At 35.6% G+C, this 15,959-nt stretch carries 14 protein-coding genes; 10 read left to right on the top strand and 4 right to left on the bottom strand.

The window, feature by feature from the left end; translation table 11 throughout:
• Positions 1-96: 96 nt before the first annotated feature.
• Together K401_RS0107650 and K401_RS0107645 are read right to left on the bottom strand one after the other, a co-directional pair.
• Positions 97-1,185 (bottom strand): ATP-binding protein, encoded by a 1,089-nt coding sequence (locus K401_RS0107650; protein ID WP_024292403.1) that lies wholly within the window; start codon positions 1,183-1,185, stop codon positions 97-99.
• On the bottom strand, positions 1,178-3,037 hold the full coding sequence (locus tag K401_RS0107645) for a hypothetical protein (RefSeq protein WP_024292402.1): 1,860 nt from the start codon (positions 3,035-3,037) through the stop codon (positions 1,178-1,180). The genes K401_RS0107650 and K401_RS0107645 overlap by 8 nt, the downstream gene beginning before the upstream one ends.
• 273 nt (positions 3,038-3,310) lie before the next feature.
• Between K401_RS0107645 and K401_RS0107640 the strand changes: the two genes are divergently transcribed.
• Positions 3,311-4,912: a hypothetical protein gene (locus tag K401_RS0107640; RefSeq protein WP_024292401.1), complete on the top strand. Its 1,602-nt coding sequence runs from the start codon at positions 3,311-3,313 to the stop codon at positions 4,910-4,912.
• A 114-nt stretch (positions 4,913-5,026) separates the two neighbouring features.
• Here K401_RS0107640 and K401_RS0107635 read toward each other — a convergent pair whose 3' ends face one another.
• On the bottom strand, positions 5,027-5,209 hold the full coding sequence (locus tag K401_RS0107635) for a helix-turn-helix domain-containing protein (protein WP_024292400.1): 183 nt from the start codon (positions 5,207-5,209) through the stop codon (positions 5,027-5,029).
• A 132-nt stretch (positions 5,210-5,341) separates the two neighbouring features.
• On the opposite strand from K401_RS0107635, the gene K401_RS0107630 reads away from it, so the two are divergent.
• Entirely contained in the window at positions 5,342-7,885 is a 2,544-nt protein-coding gene (locus tag K401_RS0107630) for a hypothetical protein (protein WP_024292399.1), read from the top strand.
• A 617-nt stretch (positions 7,886-8,502) separates the two neighbouring features.
• Positions 8,503-8,769: a Mor transcription activator family protein gene (locus K401_RS0107625; RefSeq protein WP_024292398.1), complete on the top strand. Its 267-nt coding sequence runs from the start codon at positions 8,503-8,505 to the stop codon at positions 8,767-8,769.
• Positions 8,770-8,920: 151 nt separating this feature from the next.
• Here K401_RS0107625 and K401_RS0107620 read toward each other — a convergent pair whose 3' ends face one another.
• Entirely contained in the window at positions 8,921-9,280 is a 360-nt protein-coding gene (locus tag K401_RS0107620) for a helix-turn-helix transcriptional regulator (protein ID WP_024292397.1), read from the bottom strand.
• 132 nt (positions 9,281-9,412) lie between these two features.
• Here K401_RS0107620 and K401_RS32775 point away from each other — a divergent pair, with 132 nt between their 5' ends.
• From K401_RS32775 to K401_RS0107585, 7 genes are all read left to right on the top strand, one after another.
• Positions 9,413-9,571 carry a hypothetical protein gene (locus K401_RS32775; protein WP_154526655.1) on the top strand — a complete coding sequence of 53 codons (159 nt, stop codon included), beginning with the start codon at positions 9,413-9,415 and terminating at the stop codon, positions 9,569-9,571.
• A 154-nt stretch (positions 9,572-9,725) separates the two neighbouring features.
• The gene (locus tag K401_RS31770; protein WP_024292396.1) at positions 9,726-11,738 is read left to right on the top strand and encodes an N-acetylmuramoyl-L-alanine amidase family protein; all 2,013 of its coding nucleotides are present in this window, start codon (positions 9,726-9,728) and stop codon (positions 11,736-11,738) included.
• A gap of 210 nt (positions 11,739-11,948) precedes the next feature.
• Positions 11,949-13,763: a YARHG domain-containing protein gene (locus K401_RS31765; RefSeq protein WP_024292395.1), complete on the top strand. Its 1,815-nt coding sequence runs from the start codon at positions 11,949-11,951 to the stop codon at positions 13,761-13,763.
• 122 nt (positions 13,764-13,885) lie between these two features.
• Positions 13,886-14,092: a hypothetical protein gene (locus K401_RS0107600; protein WP_024292394.1), complete on the top strand. Its 207-nt coding sequence runs from the start codon at positions 13,886-13,888 to the stop codon at positions 14,090-14,092.
• Positions 14,093-14,190: 98 nt separating this feature from the next.
• The gene (locus tag K401_RS33160; protein ID WP_166435257.1) at positions 14,191-14,367 is read left to right on the top strand and encodes a hypothetical protein; all 177 of its coding nucleotides are present in this window, start codon (positions 14,191-14,193) and stop codon (positions 14,365-14,367) included.
• A gap of 244 nt (positions 14,368-14,611) precedes the next feature.
• A complete protein-coding gene (locus K401_RS0107590; RefSeq protein WP_024292393.1) occupies positions 14,612-15,544 on the top strand; it encodes a DUF932 domain-containing protein in 933 nt (310 codons plus the stop codon).
• Positions 15,541-15,822: a hypothetical protein gene (locus tag K401_RS0107585; RefSeq protein WP_024292392.1), complete on the top strand. Its 282-nt coding sequence runs from the start codon at positions 15,541-15,543 to the stop codon at positions 15,820-15,822. The genes K401_RS0107590 and K401_RS0107585 overlap by 4 nt, the downstream gene beginning before the upstream one ends.
• The last annotated feature ends 137 nt before the right edge of the window (positions 15,823-15,959 follow it).

The raw sequence follows: 15,959 nt of genomic DNA, 5'->3' as shown, positions 1-15,959 counted from the left end.
CCTCCTTTCCTTTGGATACATCTAATCTTTGTTTGGTTGTTTCAATAGATCATAATAATAATATCTGAATGAAAGAATTGACTATTACAATAACTGTTAAATGTCTGCTGGAACCTTTAATAATATCTGCTTGGACCTCATTCCGGCCGAAGTGTTTTTGGTGTATGCCGCAATGCATTCTCCAAGCTTCAGGTTTTTCAATAACTGGGTCCAATTGTTATTATTTGGATCGATTTCTTTAGCGATTCCTTTAATATCACAATCATTTGGCTTGAAGTATATCTTTGTTGAGGCTTGTTGTATTCGGCTTATAGCAGTCTTTGAAAAATTATTATTTATGAACTGTGTTCCAAGCCATAAACCAATGCCTACTTTTCTCCCTTCAGTTAGCATCCGGGCAATTGGAGAGTGAGAGGAATGGTTAAAGAGCTGAGCTTCGTCTAAAATAATAAAGGTCTTATGATTTATGTTACCTCTTAACGTGGCTTGATTCCAGATATGCCACAATATAATATCAGATAAAAACTGCTTTGTTTCATCGGTGAAAAATTGCAGGTCATAGATATAAACATAACCAGGTTTATAAGCATTGAAGCTACTCTTATCCACCGTGAAAATTTTTTGATCAAAAAGCGGCTTGAGTTTTCCATATAAGCTATTAGCATGTGCTCCCCTGGTGTCATGTATTAATTCAAGTAAAGTTTGAATCTTATGTTCAATATTGCCAGGCATTATAGTCATCATGGATAGCATTACCTCATACAACGTATTTTCTTGACGGCTTCCAAGACAGAGAACATGGGAAAAAAGTTCTGTAACTCTAAGAGCTGTATCAACCTTCCTTTCCTCTAAGTCAGTATCTAATTGCAAAGATTGAAAAGGATTTATATCAATACCATGCTGGTATACATTTATAGTTACGGGAGTGATTGCGGATGAGAACCCCCATGCTTTTTCTTCTTCCGAAAGTTTATAACTTCCGGAAGAGTCTATTATTATTACAGGAAAACCTAAAGCCGCAGCTTGTAGCGCATAATTTTTTAGCGCATGAGTTTTCCCACTTCCTGATGCACCCTGGATTGTCATGTGGTAATTAGGCATTTCCTGTATATTCAGAGAAATCGTTACGGGATCTCCTAATCTAGTGTGTCCTAATAACATTTCTTTTTGTTTTGTATTAATCATAAATATCATCTCCTAAGCTCCAGATTCTGGTTCGATTGAAGGCTACCATTTTTTTCTGTGTTGGTGGGGTATGCTTGGGAAAATATACTGTTTTTAAGTATGTTTTTACCCGTGTCTGATCTGAGGTGATTATTTCAGCCTCCGATAGACTTTTAAGTAACTGGTTCACTGTAATATGAAAAGGGAATATGGAGGGTATGATATAATTTCTTAAATCTTGCTCAGAGACGTATAAGAAATTATCATCACAGTATAGGGTAATATTGCCCCCTTCCAGTAAAGTATCGTCCCTTAACCGGTTGATTAATGTACAGCCAGATATCAATGATCTTAATCCTTCAATAAAGAGTTCCGGTATACTTTCCATATCACTGGACATTTCATTTTGGTATAGAAAGTCTACCAGTAGTGATTCTATTTCATTACGTGTACCCCAAAAGTCTTCAATTCTAAAGTTATAGTGTTTTAAAAACTTTTCCATAAAATCACATACTGTCATAAAAATAGAATATGCGACTCCGTTTTTTTCGAAGGTTCCCAAACCAGTTTGAAGGTTTTCATTCCATGCGTCTGAAAGCATTTTAATTGTAGTATTAAAGTTACTACTTATGTATTGGCACAAGAGATTAATGTAATTTCCCATTGCACAGGGGTTGCATAATGCCTCTTTTAACACACCAATGTTAATATCACTGCTTTCAATATAAATCGACAGCGCATTTTCCATAGGAATATCTACGATATTTTGGTTTGATATACAAACAAGAGAGGCTCGTGATGTAATTTCAAAACCGTCATAATTGTATTTGACTCCTTCTAGACATACGTTATGTATCATATCCCAATTGCTGACCCTCAGCTTTTGCTTATAGGTATTACATGTAGGATTATCCACTCGTAATATAAATGGTTCATCCTGGTTTGTAAGAACGTTGCGCAGCAGTGTCTTGAAAGGCAAATCCAGGGTTGTACTGGTACCTTTATCATTGTTAAAGACCTGGAGTAATGACTGTGAAACTTTTTCAATATTTATGGGGCCATTGGTCATTTGGAGATATAAAAATTTGTCTAATGCCCACATATCTGCTTTGTCCAATACTCCACGCAAAATAGACATATGAAAAAATAGACTAATCGGAATAGTCGTTTCCTTTTTTAATAAGGACAATCGGTGGAAATATGATGCTATTATCTCAGTTGGCTCTGTAATATTGGAAAGTGCAAGTTGTCTGCTGTTAACTGGCATTTTAAGTAAATCCTTAGGAAGCAATGAAAAGATTTCATAATCTGAAGTAAGAAATCTTGGAGATGCATTACTAAAGGACCAGCCAGCGAAATACGGGAGACAAATAGATGTAGCTTTTGATAACTTTTGGCTAATATAATCACTTACAAGTTCTCCTTTGCGTGAATCGCTCTTGTCAATAAGAAAAGAAATGGAGATATTACGCAAGAAGGTTATCGCCCTGCCTGGGGTAAAATCCTTACGCTTCATTGCGCATACTTTTTCTCCGCATTCTGTCCCTACTTTCAATACCATTAAATAAATGGTATCAAGTGATGCGAACTCAGGAAACTCAACGATAATTATTTGGGTGATGATAAAATTAGCAAAAGGCTGATTCATAACTGTCTCATTTTTCAATCCCTTTGTTTTACATATGAGAAGACTATTAAAGGGAGTATTTTCGATGAGATATTCAAGGTTATTACCCCTACTGGCTAATTGCCTTTTTAAAGACTCGATTTCTTTCCTTTGATTATCAGTTAAAATTGATAGCTGAGTATTTTCGTAATAAACAGCGCTTGGAGGGTAAAGGAAGTTTTGATACGGAATGGATTCATATGGCATGGTAGTTCTCCTTTCTCAAAATGAGTTGGTCTGAATAATAGGGCATATTTTCCCCAAATGTAGGCTACCACAATAGTTTCAATTTAGCATTCGAATCGAATAACGGTTATGAATTTCATTAAAACCAATATTGTGATTATCATCACAGTTATGATTTTCAATTTGAATTGAATAACAGCTATAAATATCTCCAAGGACATGTTTTATATTGTTTTTAAGGAGGAGTTGGTTTAATATTACTTACAACATAGATAAAACTAAGGAGGAAATTAAATGAGAGTAATAGACCTTAACACATTTCTGGAAGATGAAAGATGGTTTCCCAATGACTTACAAAGACGTATAGGGGAATCATGGGAAGAGGCATCAAGATTATGTAATGGCTCTTCTATTGAAGATATATGGAATCTTTTGGTGAAGAATTGCTTGAATAGTTGGTTTGTTGAAGAAAATGAACGATATAATCTTGAAAAAGTAATGGGACTAATAAAATATGATATTATTCTTTCTGCTTGTATTTCTTTCAATTTTGCAATAATTCCGCAAAAGAATATAGGAGAATTTGTTATTGATGTTCTGAAAGGAGACCCGGACTTTAAAGATGAAGAGATATTAAAGCAACTTATAAAGACGCCTAATTTAAAAACTGATTTGGGATATAAGTGGTCGCAAAGAAGAAAAGCGATACTGGATACCATAGATAAAGCTGCACTATTATTTTTAGATACAGAAAATAATATGATTCCCACTAAGGAATTGTATATCTATGTGAGGCAGTTTTCAAGGTACCACTTAAGGGCTGATGAGGAAAAAGAGGAATATAAATTTGAATATATGAATGCGGAATTGTTTTATACTCTTCTCAAGACTAGAAACAGACTTCCTTTTACCTACATTGCTCAGCGAGGTATGTATATTAATAAGATTTATGATGAAATTTATGATTGTTTTAGCCTTTTAAAAAACATTTATCAAGATCAAGGGTATTCGATTGAAAAGATTAAGGATACATTTATGATAGATAATTTCCTGTCATTTTCTACATTGGATTATTTGAGCACTCATTATTTAGAGCGCTTTACAAATTTGTCTACCTATAAACAGAGTTATTCACCTGAACAGGCTCAATCTGCTTTATATTTTTATAATTTCCTTTTCCCATTACCATATGAGATATGTAAGAGTGAAGTGGACGGATATAATAATGCTATTGACCAATTTTTCCAAAGTGATAATTGTAAATGTCGATGGAAGATATTAGAGCCTTATATTTCAAAGTACGTTTTTATTAATTCCTGCTTAGTGCCAGTTATTCAGACAATATTTTCAAAATATTTGCTTATGAATGAAAATGCTACGCTTCAGAACCTGGAACCGTCTTTGCAGAAGGTTGCCATAAGGTTAGAAAAATATATACTTAATAATAAGGACTTTTCATACTATCATGATTTAGTGGATAATTCGGTAGAAAATGAAAGAGTTAAGGATTATAGGAGATATTTGAAGCATTTAAGTGAAGATGTTGGGAAAATAGAGAGTACGTACAGTAAAGACGATAAAGAAAAAAAGGGTAATAAAGGTGGGGGTTATCAGAAGCAATTAGAATTCAATATAGCGTATTATTTTTATTTTATAAGGCGTGATAATTTTGTGGAAAAATGTAGGCGTTATGCTGATATGGATTTTAGCAAAATTATGGAACGTAGACCCAAGGTGAATAGAACTTTTGATGAATTTATACACCAGAAAATAGAAGAAGCCATGCTTGAGTATGATTTAATTCAGCGCTCAAACGATTTTCCTAAAACAAAGCAATATACGGATTTTATAAAAGGAAGCAAGAATAGGAAGATTTACCCTGATCTGAAAAAATAAAATAAAAAAGGTAATAAAAAGTACTCCTATAATAAGGATTAATAAAATAATTTTTTTAAATTATGGGTAAACCCCCTATGAATTAAGTTTCATAGGGGGTTTGTGCATAGGTGTTTATAGAGAAGATTTTCTTTTCAGATATTCTTCGACCGAAACTTTAGGTATTTTCCAAGGCCGTCCCATTTGAAATCCTTTGATCTGGTTTGTTTGTAATAATTCATAAGCACGGTTCCTACCGATACCTAATATCTCACATAGTTCATTTGCAGAAATAACATCATCATATTGTTCTAACATAGTCGGTAATCTCCTTTAAAATTTATTTTATTAAATAGTTATAAATCTTCTAACAATTTAATAAATCATTGGGAAGCAATAAAAAGCTATAAAAATCCCTATGATAATTTTATAAGAAAGGTACAGACAACAATGAATGTCAGCGTGAGCTTAGACGGTACACAGTATCAAGTAAAGCCAGATAAAATAGAAATGGCTAAAATAAGTATAAGAATTGCAAAGAGGCCAGTTAATTTGCCGCTGGAGGAATTGGCTTCATATGTGGGTAATTATGGTTGCTCATTTTGTCCGGCAGTATTTAATAATGGAGAAAGAAAGTCAGATGCATTTAGTGAAATGCAAATATTTGCTCTTGATTTTGATTCAAAGGTTACCTTTGAAATGATAAGAACCAGAGCAGAAAAATATGACTTGCCAATAGCGTTTGCCTATCATACGTTTAGCTCTACAGAGTTATCGGAACGATTTAGAGTTGTATTTATTCATGAATGTCCTGTAAATAATGCTATTGCAGCAAAGGTAATACTTGCATTATTACATGAAGTATTTTTGGATGCTGATGGACAATGTAAAGATGTTTCTAGAATATTCTTGGGAGGTAAAGGTCTGATATATTTTCATGAAGAAACGTTTAATATAGCAAGTTTGGCCCTACAATATCAGAAATACGAATACATTACTAATTATTCTAATTATTCCAGAAAAATAAAAGGATTCGCAAAAAAGAACAAAGTGGCTTTAAACGGTTCATACTTAGAAATTGGCCGCGCATCACAACTTGGTAGGATTGAAGATTTTTCGGAAAAACCTATTTATATTATAATAGGAAATGACGTAAAATCTTCATTTTTTATTAAAATGGCATCCTACCAGACTGGTAAGCGCGATAATAAGGTATTAAATGATCAAATTAGGGTTAAATGGTCAGAGAACGGAAAAAAATGTGCGTTATATAAGGATTTTCTAAATGGTGTGGAGCTTGAACATAATGAAAAGTTTTTGCTGTTGACCAATTTTGTTAATATAAGAGGGGGAAGGAGTAAGTTTCTTTCATATATTGAAAAGAGGGGCGATAATCTCAAAGATTGGAGTTTTTATTTTGGATATGCTAAATCCATGGGATATAAACCGCAGCTTTGTGAGAATGGTTGCAAGTATTGCAACTATTGTAATCATAAAGCAAATATGCTGCTGACAATAGCAGAAAGAGAAAAGATTCAGAGGTTAGATGATTCTAAAGGATATGTTAGCGTGGAAAATGTGTATGCTCATATTGAAAGCTGTCTAAAAGATGCTATGAGTGAGATTAGAGATGGGCTATATCTAATCCCAGCCCAGACCGCTGCCGGTAAGACCAAGGCATATTGCGATTTTGTACAATCTTTAAAAAATGAGAAGATTATAATTGCAGTTCCTACAAACTTATTAAAACAACAGGTTGTAGAAGAATTACATATACGAGGAATCAATGCTGTAGTTACCCCTTCTATTGATGAAATGAAAGTGCCCGAGGAACTGGTTAATGAAGTTAAGTATTATTATGATATTGGAATAAACAGAATGGCAGCCAAGGTTCTAAGAAAATTTATTATTGATCATGAGGAGGAAAGGAACCCTGAAATAATCATGGCAGTTCAAAAATGCAAAGAGTATTTGAGTTTTTATTCGAATATAAAAAGATTTGAATATATTGTTACGACTCATGCAAGGCTACTTACCTTATCAGATGATGACTTAAAGGGTTATACCGTCATTATTGATGAGGATATTTTGTTATATTTATTTAAAAATATAAAGAAAGTCAGCCTAAGAACTATAGAAAAGGTACTGTGCTTGGATCATTGCCCTTTGGCGTTAAAGGCATTATTGTCACAGATTAAAGGTACAAAGGACAATACATATAAAACTGTGACCCCGATGTCAGAAGAAGCTATAATATCAGAAGATGACCTATATCAATATGGCATATCGGAAAACGTTAATGATTTAGTACAGGCCTCCGTCTATTATAAAGAAAAAAATGGTGATATACAGTACTTCTGCCCTAAGATGTTGCCTAAAGCAAAATATATAATTTTATCAGCCTCATTATCACCAGAATTGTACAGACAATATTTCTGTGGCTGGTATGTTAAAGAGTATTCTAAGAAGGAGGCCAACTATTTGGGTCGTCTTATACAATATTCAGCTCATTCCATGAGCCGTAAAGATATTTTTAAGAGAGGTGACAAGGCAATGGATTCAATTAAGGATATTTGTGGAGATATTCCAATAATAACATTCAGCAAAATGGGAAAGGGTTTTAATGAATATGAACTTCATTTTGGAAATACTGAGGGGATAAATGCTTTTACAGGTAAGGATATTGCTGTAGTAGGCACTCCACATTATGCAGAAACAGTTTATAAGCTGATTGCATTCCATTTAGGAATTGATGCTTCTGATGCATTGCATTGGCAAATAATAAAATATAGAGGCTATAAATTTGGGTTTACCACATACAATAATCCGATGTTACGAGAGATACAGCTTTATTTTATAAAAAGTGAACTAGAGCAGAGTATCGGACGTGCCAGGCTACTAAGGTTTCCTAGTACAGTTTACTTGTTTTCAGATTTTCCGTGTGAACAGGCTGAGCTTGTGCAGGAAGAATATATAAAAGAGATAGAGCAGTAAGGTATTTTAAAATAAGGTGTTTACGCGCCGTATTATAGTATCTTACTCTTTTTGATTTTAAATTTAATAAAAAGAATAATAGAATATAGCATATAGTTTGGGGTGATCGGTCTTGATTCTGAAAATTCCGATCATATTATATAGAGAGCGAAAAAACGGGGTATAGGTTGTTCTATATGCTTTTAATGTGAGTGCAGGCAAAACTGTAGTGTTGGATATGATGGTTATATATAGTGGGCTCTCATATATAACTTAGTAAGATAAAAAAGTCTTTTTTTTATTTTCAGATATATATTATATCCATGTTAATCTGCAGCATGGCTGTATGAGGGGAACATAGGAACATAGAAAGCCATAGTGTACAGAAGCTATGGCACCTTTTATGCTATTAATTAGTAAATTTGGCAATGATTTTTTATTGCTATTATGTAAAGTTGACTACGGCCAATTATATATTATTGAAGTGGTGCTGATAGTTGATGCCAGAAGTTAAATTTATGGATAGGGAGGTTCGTAGAAATGTAATATGAAGAATTATAAGAGAAAAAATAAGGATATTGACAGAAGAAATAGTATTCATGAAACCCTTATAATAGGAAGGCAAAGGAGGAAGATTCATGGATGCAAAGGATTTTTATGGTATTTACCGGGATCTGGCAGAGCAATTGGGAGTGGAAACTACAATCCGTATCTATGAGCATCTACATGGATTACAGATTACATTTCCAGTGAAACTATACAGCAAGTCATATATTGAGAAGCAGATAAAAGAACGTTATGACGGAACAAATGGAAAGGTTTTAGCGAAGGAGCTTGGATATACGGAGCGATATTTCAAAAAAATCTTAGTGTCCTCAAATCGGAGCGAGGATTTAATGCCATAAAATGAAAAAATTGAGGCAAGGAAAAACATAAGTAAAGAGAGGCTGCCTCATATGAGCCTTGACTCATTTTCAGGCATCCTCTGTCCTGGATGTTAGTTCCATATAAGCATTCTATCTATGGATGGCTTGCTGTGAGTACATACTGTGGGTCTTAAGACGGTTCCTTGAAATCATCTTCTATTTCTTCCAATGCTTTTACAAAGGCCAGTACGGCTTTTATTTGCCCCGGATTCAGTTTCTCTATTTGTAAAATTGCTTTCTTATGGATGTCTGATAAGGACTTGTTTTTCCCTACCATTTTTAACTTGGGTTCTGTTCCATACAGAATCCAAGAATTATTGTACCCGTATTTTTCCTCAATTAATGTAGCAAGCGCTTGAGATATGTTGGAGTTTCTTCCATTTAAGAGGGCAGATATATAGCTCTCTGTTACCCCGATTTCTTTGGCCAAATCTTTTTGTTTTAAATGGTTTTCCTCAAGTAGTAATCTGATTCTTTCGCTTAGATTCAAAATTGCTCACCGCCTTTGTTCAAAATAATATCATAGTAACTAAATTCAGTCAAGAATGTAATATTGACAACTAAATTCAATCATGATAAACTAAATTCAATTTAGATTAACGTGATTAAAATGGAGGGGAATATGGAGCCAACAGAGAAAGATATTGTAATAAAAAAGATTATGGAATTGGAACCGGAGCAAGTATCCAAAGTTTTAATTTTTATAGCAGGTTTGGAGGCCGGGGAAGACCTAAAAACAAAAAATGGAATAGAAAAAAAGCAGGACTGTAAATGTGAATGATTAAAGGTGGGTGGTTATATGTGGGGGCAGGAAAACTGCGTGAAGTAATAGTCTCTATTTGCGAGAGAGGTGTTCCTCCATAAATAGGGACAGGCCAGAAATGTTTTTACATATGCTGATTGAGTTATAACAATTATATCCAGGAGGACAAAGGATGAAACGCTTTAGAAAACAGCTTGCGGTCGCTTTGGTTACCACAATGATGGTCAGTAGCTTTAGTTTTAATGGAATAGCAGCTGAGAATAAGGGGAAGTGGGAATTAAACAACGGGGAATGGAATTATAGAGAAAATGGTGAGATTATAAAGAACCAAATTCTCCAATACAATGGTGAAAAGTATTATATAAAAGAAGATGGAATCATGGCTAGTGACGAATTCTTTCAGCCGAATGATGGGGGAACCCGGTATGCTTTTCCAGAAGGCAAAATAGCAAGCGGATGGTGGCTTTATTTGGATGATGAAGGACATCAGCTTCCTGACTTGCAGAACGGTAATTGGTATTACTTCGATAACAATGGGATACGGATGGAAAACTCCACACCCAGGATCGGTAAATATAGGTATGCTTTTGATGAAGATGGGAAAATGCTGTCAAGAGCTTTCCTGGAGGATGGAAAGAAGTATTATTATGAGTACGATGGACAGATGGCAAAGGATAAATGGCTGAACATCGATGGTGACTGGTATTATTTTGAAACGGATGGTTCTTGTAAGAAAGCTTCAAAAGCATCTGATTCTAATGCTTCTATGGATGAGTTTGATGAAGAGGGAAGATTGATTTCCGATACGACTCCCTGCCGCACAATTGAAGATATTAAAGTGAAAGGCAGCAATGAAAGGAATGGAACTATCGGAAAAGAGTTAAAGGTAACCTTTAATGTAGAACTTGCGACTGACAGCAATGCGAAGAAACAAACATTAACTGGGGATCATGATTTCTGGATAGAAGAGGTGGGCTCCTCCGGAACTTATAAAAGAGGGTGGGAAAAATCCCTTGATGGAGGAAAGAATGAATATACCATTTCTTATATACCGTATGCCATAGAGACATTTCAATTAAAATTAGTGATTGATGGAATTGAATCTGACCCGGTAACAATAACATCTGACTGGAGTTCAGGTTCAGATAAAATCGGAGGGATAGGAGATACCTTATCAGGAAATTGGGATGTATCGAATAGAGTAGCTTCTATAAAAACATTGTGTCAAAGTTTAGACGATAACAGTCAGATTAAAGAAACCTGGATTAATAAAATCAGAGAATTGAGAGTTATGGATAATTCTTTTGCAATGCTCAATCGAAATATGGTTTCAATAGATGCTGCTGGGGTGAAATCACTTTTGGGAACAGGGGAGTTAGACTTAATTGGAGGAAGTTTAAATGCTGCTCAGGGAGAGGAAATCAGTCTTTCCGCGACAAAAGGTACTGTGGCAGCTCTTCCGGAAGCCTTTGAAAAGCAGCTCTCCGTCGAACTTGATTTGTACAAAGGCGGCGATGAAATCCATGAGCTTGATGTTCCAGTAATTGTAGGTGTGCCGGTTCCTAGTGGAATGAGTGCAGAGGGTCTTAAAGTATTCCATATTGGGGAGGACGGTTCACCTGAATTGCTGAATACAAAAATTGACGGAAATATGGTTTATCTCGTTACAGACAGTTTCAGCAATTTTGTATTTGCAGGTAAAGCCGTCCAAGACTCAAGCGGTTCAAATAATTCTGGCGGAGGTTCAGGCAGTGGTTCTTCCGGTGGATCAGGTTTTAATAAGAAATCCAGCAGCACAAGCTCTATTCCCGAAACATCTGGACTATGGCAACAGACAGAAAGCGGATGGAGTTTTAAAAAGCCCAATGGGGATTTATATCAGAATACCTGGATTTACGTTAAAGGAAAATGGTATTGGATTGAACCTGATGGAATCATGGCACAGGGCTGGAAAGAATTGAATGGAAAGAAATATTATCTGATGCCTGCTATGGGAGAAATGCTGGTTGGTTGGATTTTAGACGGACAAAATTGGTATTATACAGATGGAAATGGTGTGATGCAGACTGGCTGGGTTAATGTAGGAGAAAAGTGGTACTATCTGGGGGCAGATGGACATATGCTCTCTTCTGCAACCACTCCTGACGGTTATTCTGTAGATGAAAATGGAGTATGGATTCAGTAACTAGCCTTGCTGACCGGTTGAAAAGGGTATGGCTTAATCGGCCATACCCTTTTCGATCAATGTAGTTGTTTTGCATATATCTTTAAATGGTAATTAAAGGTCTAAACAAGATTACAAAAGTCCTTCTTTTGTTATGAAGCTTAGAGTGGATGCTATATTAAGAGGAATAGAGCATTAGAGTCCTCTTTAATATTTATGGAGAGAACAAGTATGATAAATTATTATAAAGTATTGGAAGTAAGTTCAGACGCATCAGAAGAAGTAATTAGGGTTGCATACAAAGCGTTAGCGAAAAAATACCATCCAGATGTATGTAAAGATAAAAAAATTATAAATGAAAAAATGAAATTAATCAATGAGGCATATGAAACACTTATTGATCTGGAAAAAAGAGCTGTTTATGATAAATGGTTTAATGAGGAGGCTCCACAGCCGGATATATCATTTAGTCAAACTGGTGAAGAAAAAGAAGAAGCTTCAGTTTCTCCTGCTTCTTATATTAAAAGGCCAAAGAAGAAGTTCGGAATAATAAAGACAGGCGTTCTTATTTATATCGTATATTTAGGAATTTCGTGGTTTAGTGGGAATTCCAATTCTGATTCTGTGGAAGCTTTAACAGAAACCAATGTTACAGCATCAACTACAACACCTGCAGGAGAATCGGAATCCGGTGAAGTCCAGGCTGACAATGTATCGGTATGGTCAACAGAGTATTTATCTTTTTATTTGCAAAATAAGTCATTGGAAATATATGATTTCAGCAAAGAAGAAAAGAATGCTTCTGTAATAGCAAATAAAGTGAAACCAGAACAATGCTATATAAAAGGTTCAGGGGGATTTTTAAATAATTCAATTATAACCTACAAAAAGACGGATGAAGAAACGGACTTCGTTTATATGGGCGAAATCAAAGATGAGAAACCTGATGGATATGGGATGCTTTATAAGTTGATAAATTATGGCTCTGATTATGAGCCTATGCTTGCACGACAGGTGGTTTATGAGGGCATGTTTAAAAAAGGGAAGTATTCCGGGTTTGGGAAGTCATACTTTTTCTTTCAGGATGAAAATGAAGCGTGGAAATTTGGAGAATTTGTTGGGCAATCGGGAGATGCACAAAAATGTGTGAATGATTATTTTAATGAATTAGAATATGTAGGGTATTTTGAAAATGGGCAATTTGAAGGAAACGGTATTTTTATAACTTATCCAGACAAATTGTATACATCAACATATTCAAAAAGAATATCAATGAGGGCAGATGAAGATCCTCAATATTACACATTAGGGATTGTTTCCTCCAATTTCAAAAAGGGAGAAATGAATGGAGAAGCAAAGCTATATTATGCGGATTATCTGTCATATGATGGGGAAGTTAAAAAAGACACAATGGATGGAAAGGGGAAACTGTATTATAAAGGCAGTGACCATATAAAGTATGAGGGAGATTTTTTCTATGGAGAAATAGAAGGAAAGGGGATTTTGTATGATTACGATGGAAATATAGTAGTCTCTGGACAATGGAAGAATAATATGTGCGGCCTTATAAATGCTGAAGATTACCAGTCGCCTGAAATGACGCAAATAATGTCCGTCAAAGATGTGTCCCAGGGTGTTGTAGATAAAATAGTTCCTGAAACAAGTACTGATGCAGATAACTATATTCTGCCAGATAGTAATTTACGCTATATAACGAGGGAAGAAATAACCTCATTTTCTAAAGAGGCACTTCGATTGGCACGGAATGAGATTTATGCAAGACATGGACGCAAATTTGAATCAGAAGATTTAAGACAGTATTTTGAAAGCCAGCCATGGTATAATGGCTATCTGTCACAGGAAGAGTTTGACGATGGTGTATTAAACGAATATGAAAGAGAAAATTTGGATTTACTCAAAGCTATTGAAAATGGTCAGACTGATGGTGGAGCGGGTTCTTCTGATGGATATTTAGAAGCATATAGAGAGATCATTAACCGGGCATATGGTCAGTATGGGGAAATATATACTTTGTTTATGATATAGAGCAAAATGGAATCCCAGAATTAATTGTACAAGAAGGCACCAGTGAGGCCGATTTCATGTATGTTGTTTATACCTACAATGGAACGGTTCGGGAGGTGGGAAGCATTTCAGGAGGACATAGTATGATTTATGGTGAACCCGATCAAAATGCGATCATTTCTGTTTCTGGATACATGGGATATCAAGTGGTAACTCGAATTATAATCAAAAATGGTATGCTAAATGAGAGTACACTTATGGAGGGAGATATTGCTCCAGGCCAGGACTATTATTCTACTCCGTATGATATTCCGTATGCATATGTAAATGATCTGATCTTGTTGAACTAATGCAATGTGGAAAAAAATATTATTATAGAAAAAATAGTGGAAATACGAATTGAATAAAAGATACATAAGTTTTTAAAATACCTGGAGGAGAAAAGGAAATGTTGTTAATAATTTATTGGATTGCCGGATATTGGGCTGTTGGAAGAACTGTTTACGCAAATAGAATTGTGTTTGATACATGGGGGAGGATTATTATTCAAAAAATGACCCTGGCGCTTATCTTGGGATGGTTATTGATTCCAATAGCAATTATTAAGGCTTTACTTGGAAAATAGCAGCCTGAATTTTACTAAAAGCTTTATGAAAGAAAAGGTAACTCATATATTTCTGTAAGTATTGAGAAATCAGTAGTTGTGCGTGCTCCCTTAGAGCTTTTAAATATTTTCGATATAGCTTTGTAAAAGATTCTTTGGTAAATGATAATCTTAATTTGGTGTGGGATATGTAATAAAAAGAATATGTATTTATATATTATCTCCTTGGATGTGAATCAATAAATTATTTAAGGAGGTAATCTTTATGGCAGCAAATGTAGAAACAATGTTTTACACAAGAGAGAAGCCCTGGCATGGACTAGGAACAATGGTGATGGAAGCACCTGCATCTGCAGAAGCTCTGGCTTTGGCGGGATTGGACTGGCAGGTAATTCAAAAGTCCATTGAAACGGAAGATGGTATACCGATTACTGGCTTCAAAGCCAATATCCGTGATATGGATGAAAAGGTTCTAGGAGTTGTTTCCGATCGTTACAAAGTGGTTCAGAATGAGGAAGCTTTTGCTTTTACAGATGAATTACTTGGTGAAGGTGTTACCTATGAAACGGCGGGTTCTCTTCAGGAAGGGCGAAAGACCTGGCTGCTTGCAAAGCTTCCTCAGCATTATATTATAAGCGGGGATGAAATCGAACCTTACCTTGTGTTTATGAATTCTCACGATGGAACAGGCGGTATAAAGGCTGCAGTGACACCTATTCGGGTGGTTTGCCAGAATACTTTAAACCTGGCCCTGGCGACAGCAAAGAGATCCTGGTCTGCAAACCATACCGGAAATATAGAGGGAAAGATGGAAGATGCAAGAAACACGCTCCTTTATGCCAACAGGTACATGGGAGAGCTTGGTAAGGCCATTGATGAACTAAGCAGAATTAAGATGACAGACCATCAGGTGTATGAATATATTGATGCATTGTTTCCTTTGCTTGATAACCCTACGGAACAGCAGCAGAAGAATCTGATGAGACTGAAAGAGGATCTGAAGATGAGGTATTTTGAAGCGCCGGATTTAAAATTTGCTGGAAAGCATGGCTGGCGATTCCTGAATGCTGTATCGGATTTTGCCACTCATGCGAAACCTTTAAGAGAACGGGCAAATTATAAGGAAAGTCTTTTTGCGCGCACAGTAGAAGGGAACGCTATGATTGATAAAGCCTATGAGCTAGTGAGGGCAAGGTGAAAAAGCAGAGCCAGAAAAAAGGTATCCCAGTTGAGCCGGAAGGAGGGGGTGAGGAGAGATGGGAAGCTTTAAGTAATTGCAGAGATTTTCCATTCTTGGTTCAGAATGCGAATCCGGATATACTTGATTTGTTTGAAGTGCAGATTAAGGAATATCTGAATATGGGTGAGCTATCAGAATGTTACTTGAATGAAGTTCCCAGAAGTGTATGCTGGTACGAGGGACTCATTGATACTGCGATGTTGTTGATGGAAATCGAAGGGTGGGGAGTGCTGTAAAAATGAATTTGTTTTTAACATGAAAGTACATTCCCTATTTCCGGAGGAATGCTGTTCCAGAAAGTTCGTTGATACAATATTCTCTTATGCTGTGAAAGGGTAGTACAGAAGTCTTGATGTGAAGAGAGTGTTTTGTG

This window comes from Lacrimispora indolis DSM 755, assembly GCF_000526995.1.
GTDB lineage: Bacteria > Bacillota > Clostridia > Lachnospirales > Lachnospiraceae > Lacrimispora > Lacrimispora indolis.
The sequence above is the reverse complement of the archived record's forward strand: the minus strand, read 5'-3'. Positions and strand labels throughout refer to the sequence as shown.

What these genes read in the sequence shown, in the direction of transcription:
- K401_RS0107635 (WP_024292400.1), bottom strand. Translation starts at nt 5,209, where the DNA reads ATGTTAGAACAATATGATGATGTTATTTCTGCAAATGAACTATGTGAG.
- K401_RS0107645 (WP_024292402.1), bottom strand. Translation starts at nt 3,037, where the DNA reads ATGCCATATGAATCCATTCCGTATCAAAACTTCCTTTACCCTCCAAGC.
- K401_RS0107630 (WP_024292399.1), top strand. Translation starts at nt 5,342, where the DNA reads ATGAATGTCAGCGTGAGCTTAGACGGTACACAGTATCAAGTAAAGCCA.
- K401_RS31770 (WP_024292396.1), top strand. Translation starts at nt 9,726, where the DNA reads ATGAAACGCTTTAGAAAACAGCTTGCGGTCGCTTTGGTTACCACAATG.
- K401_RS32775 (WP_154526655.1), top strand. Translation starts at nt 9,413, where the DNA reads ATGGAGCCAACAGAGAAAGATATTGTAATAAAAAAGATTATGGAATTG.
- K401_RS33160 (WP_166435257.1), top strand. Translation starts at nt 14,191, where the DNA reads ATGTTGTTAATAATTTATTGGATTGCCGGATATTGGGCTGTTGGAAGA.
- K401_RS31765 (WP_024292395.1), top strand. Translation starts at nt 11,949, where the DNA reads ATGATAAATTATTATAAAGTATTGGAAGTAAGTTCAGACGCATCAGAA.
- K401_RS0107625 (WP_024292398.1), top strand. Translation starts at nt 8,503, where the DNA reads ATGGATGCAAAGGATTTTTATGGTATTTACCGGGATCTGGCAGAGCAA.
- K401_RS0107600 (WP_024292394.1), top strand. Translation starts at nt 13,886, where the DNA reads ATGATTTATGGTGAACCCGATCAAAATGCGATCATTTCTGTTTCTGGA.
- K401_RS0107640 (WP_024292401.1), top strand. Translation starts at nt 3,311, where the DNA reads ATGAGAGTAATAGACCTTAACACATTTCTGGAAGATGAAAGATGGTTT.
- K401_RS0107590 (WP_024292393.1), top strand. Translation starts at nt 14,612, where the DNA reads ATGGCAGCAAATGTAGAAACAATGTTTTACACAAGAGAGAAGCCCTGG.
- K401_RS0107650 (WP_024292403.1), bottom strand. Translation starts at nt 1,185, where the DNA reads ATGATTAATACAAAACAAAAAGAAATGTTATTAGGACACACTAGATTA.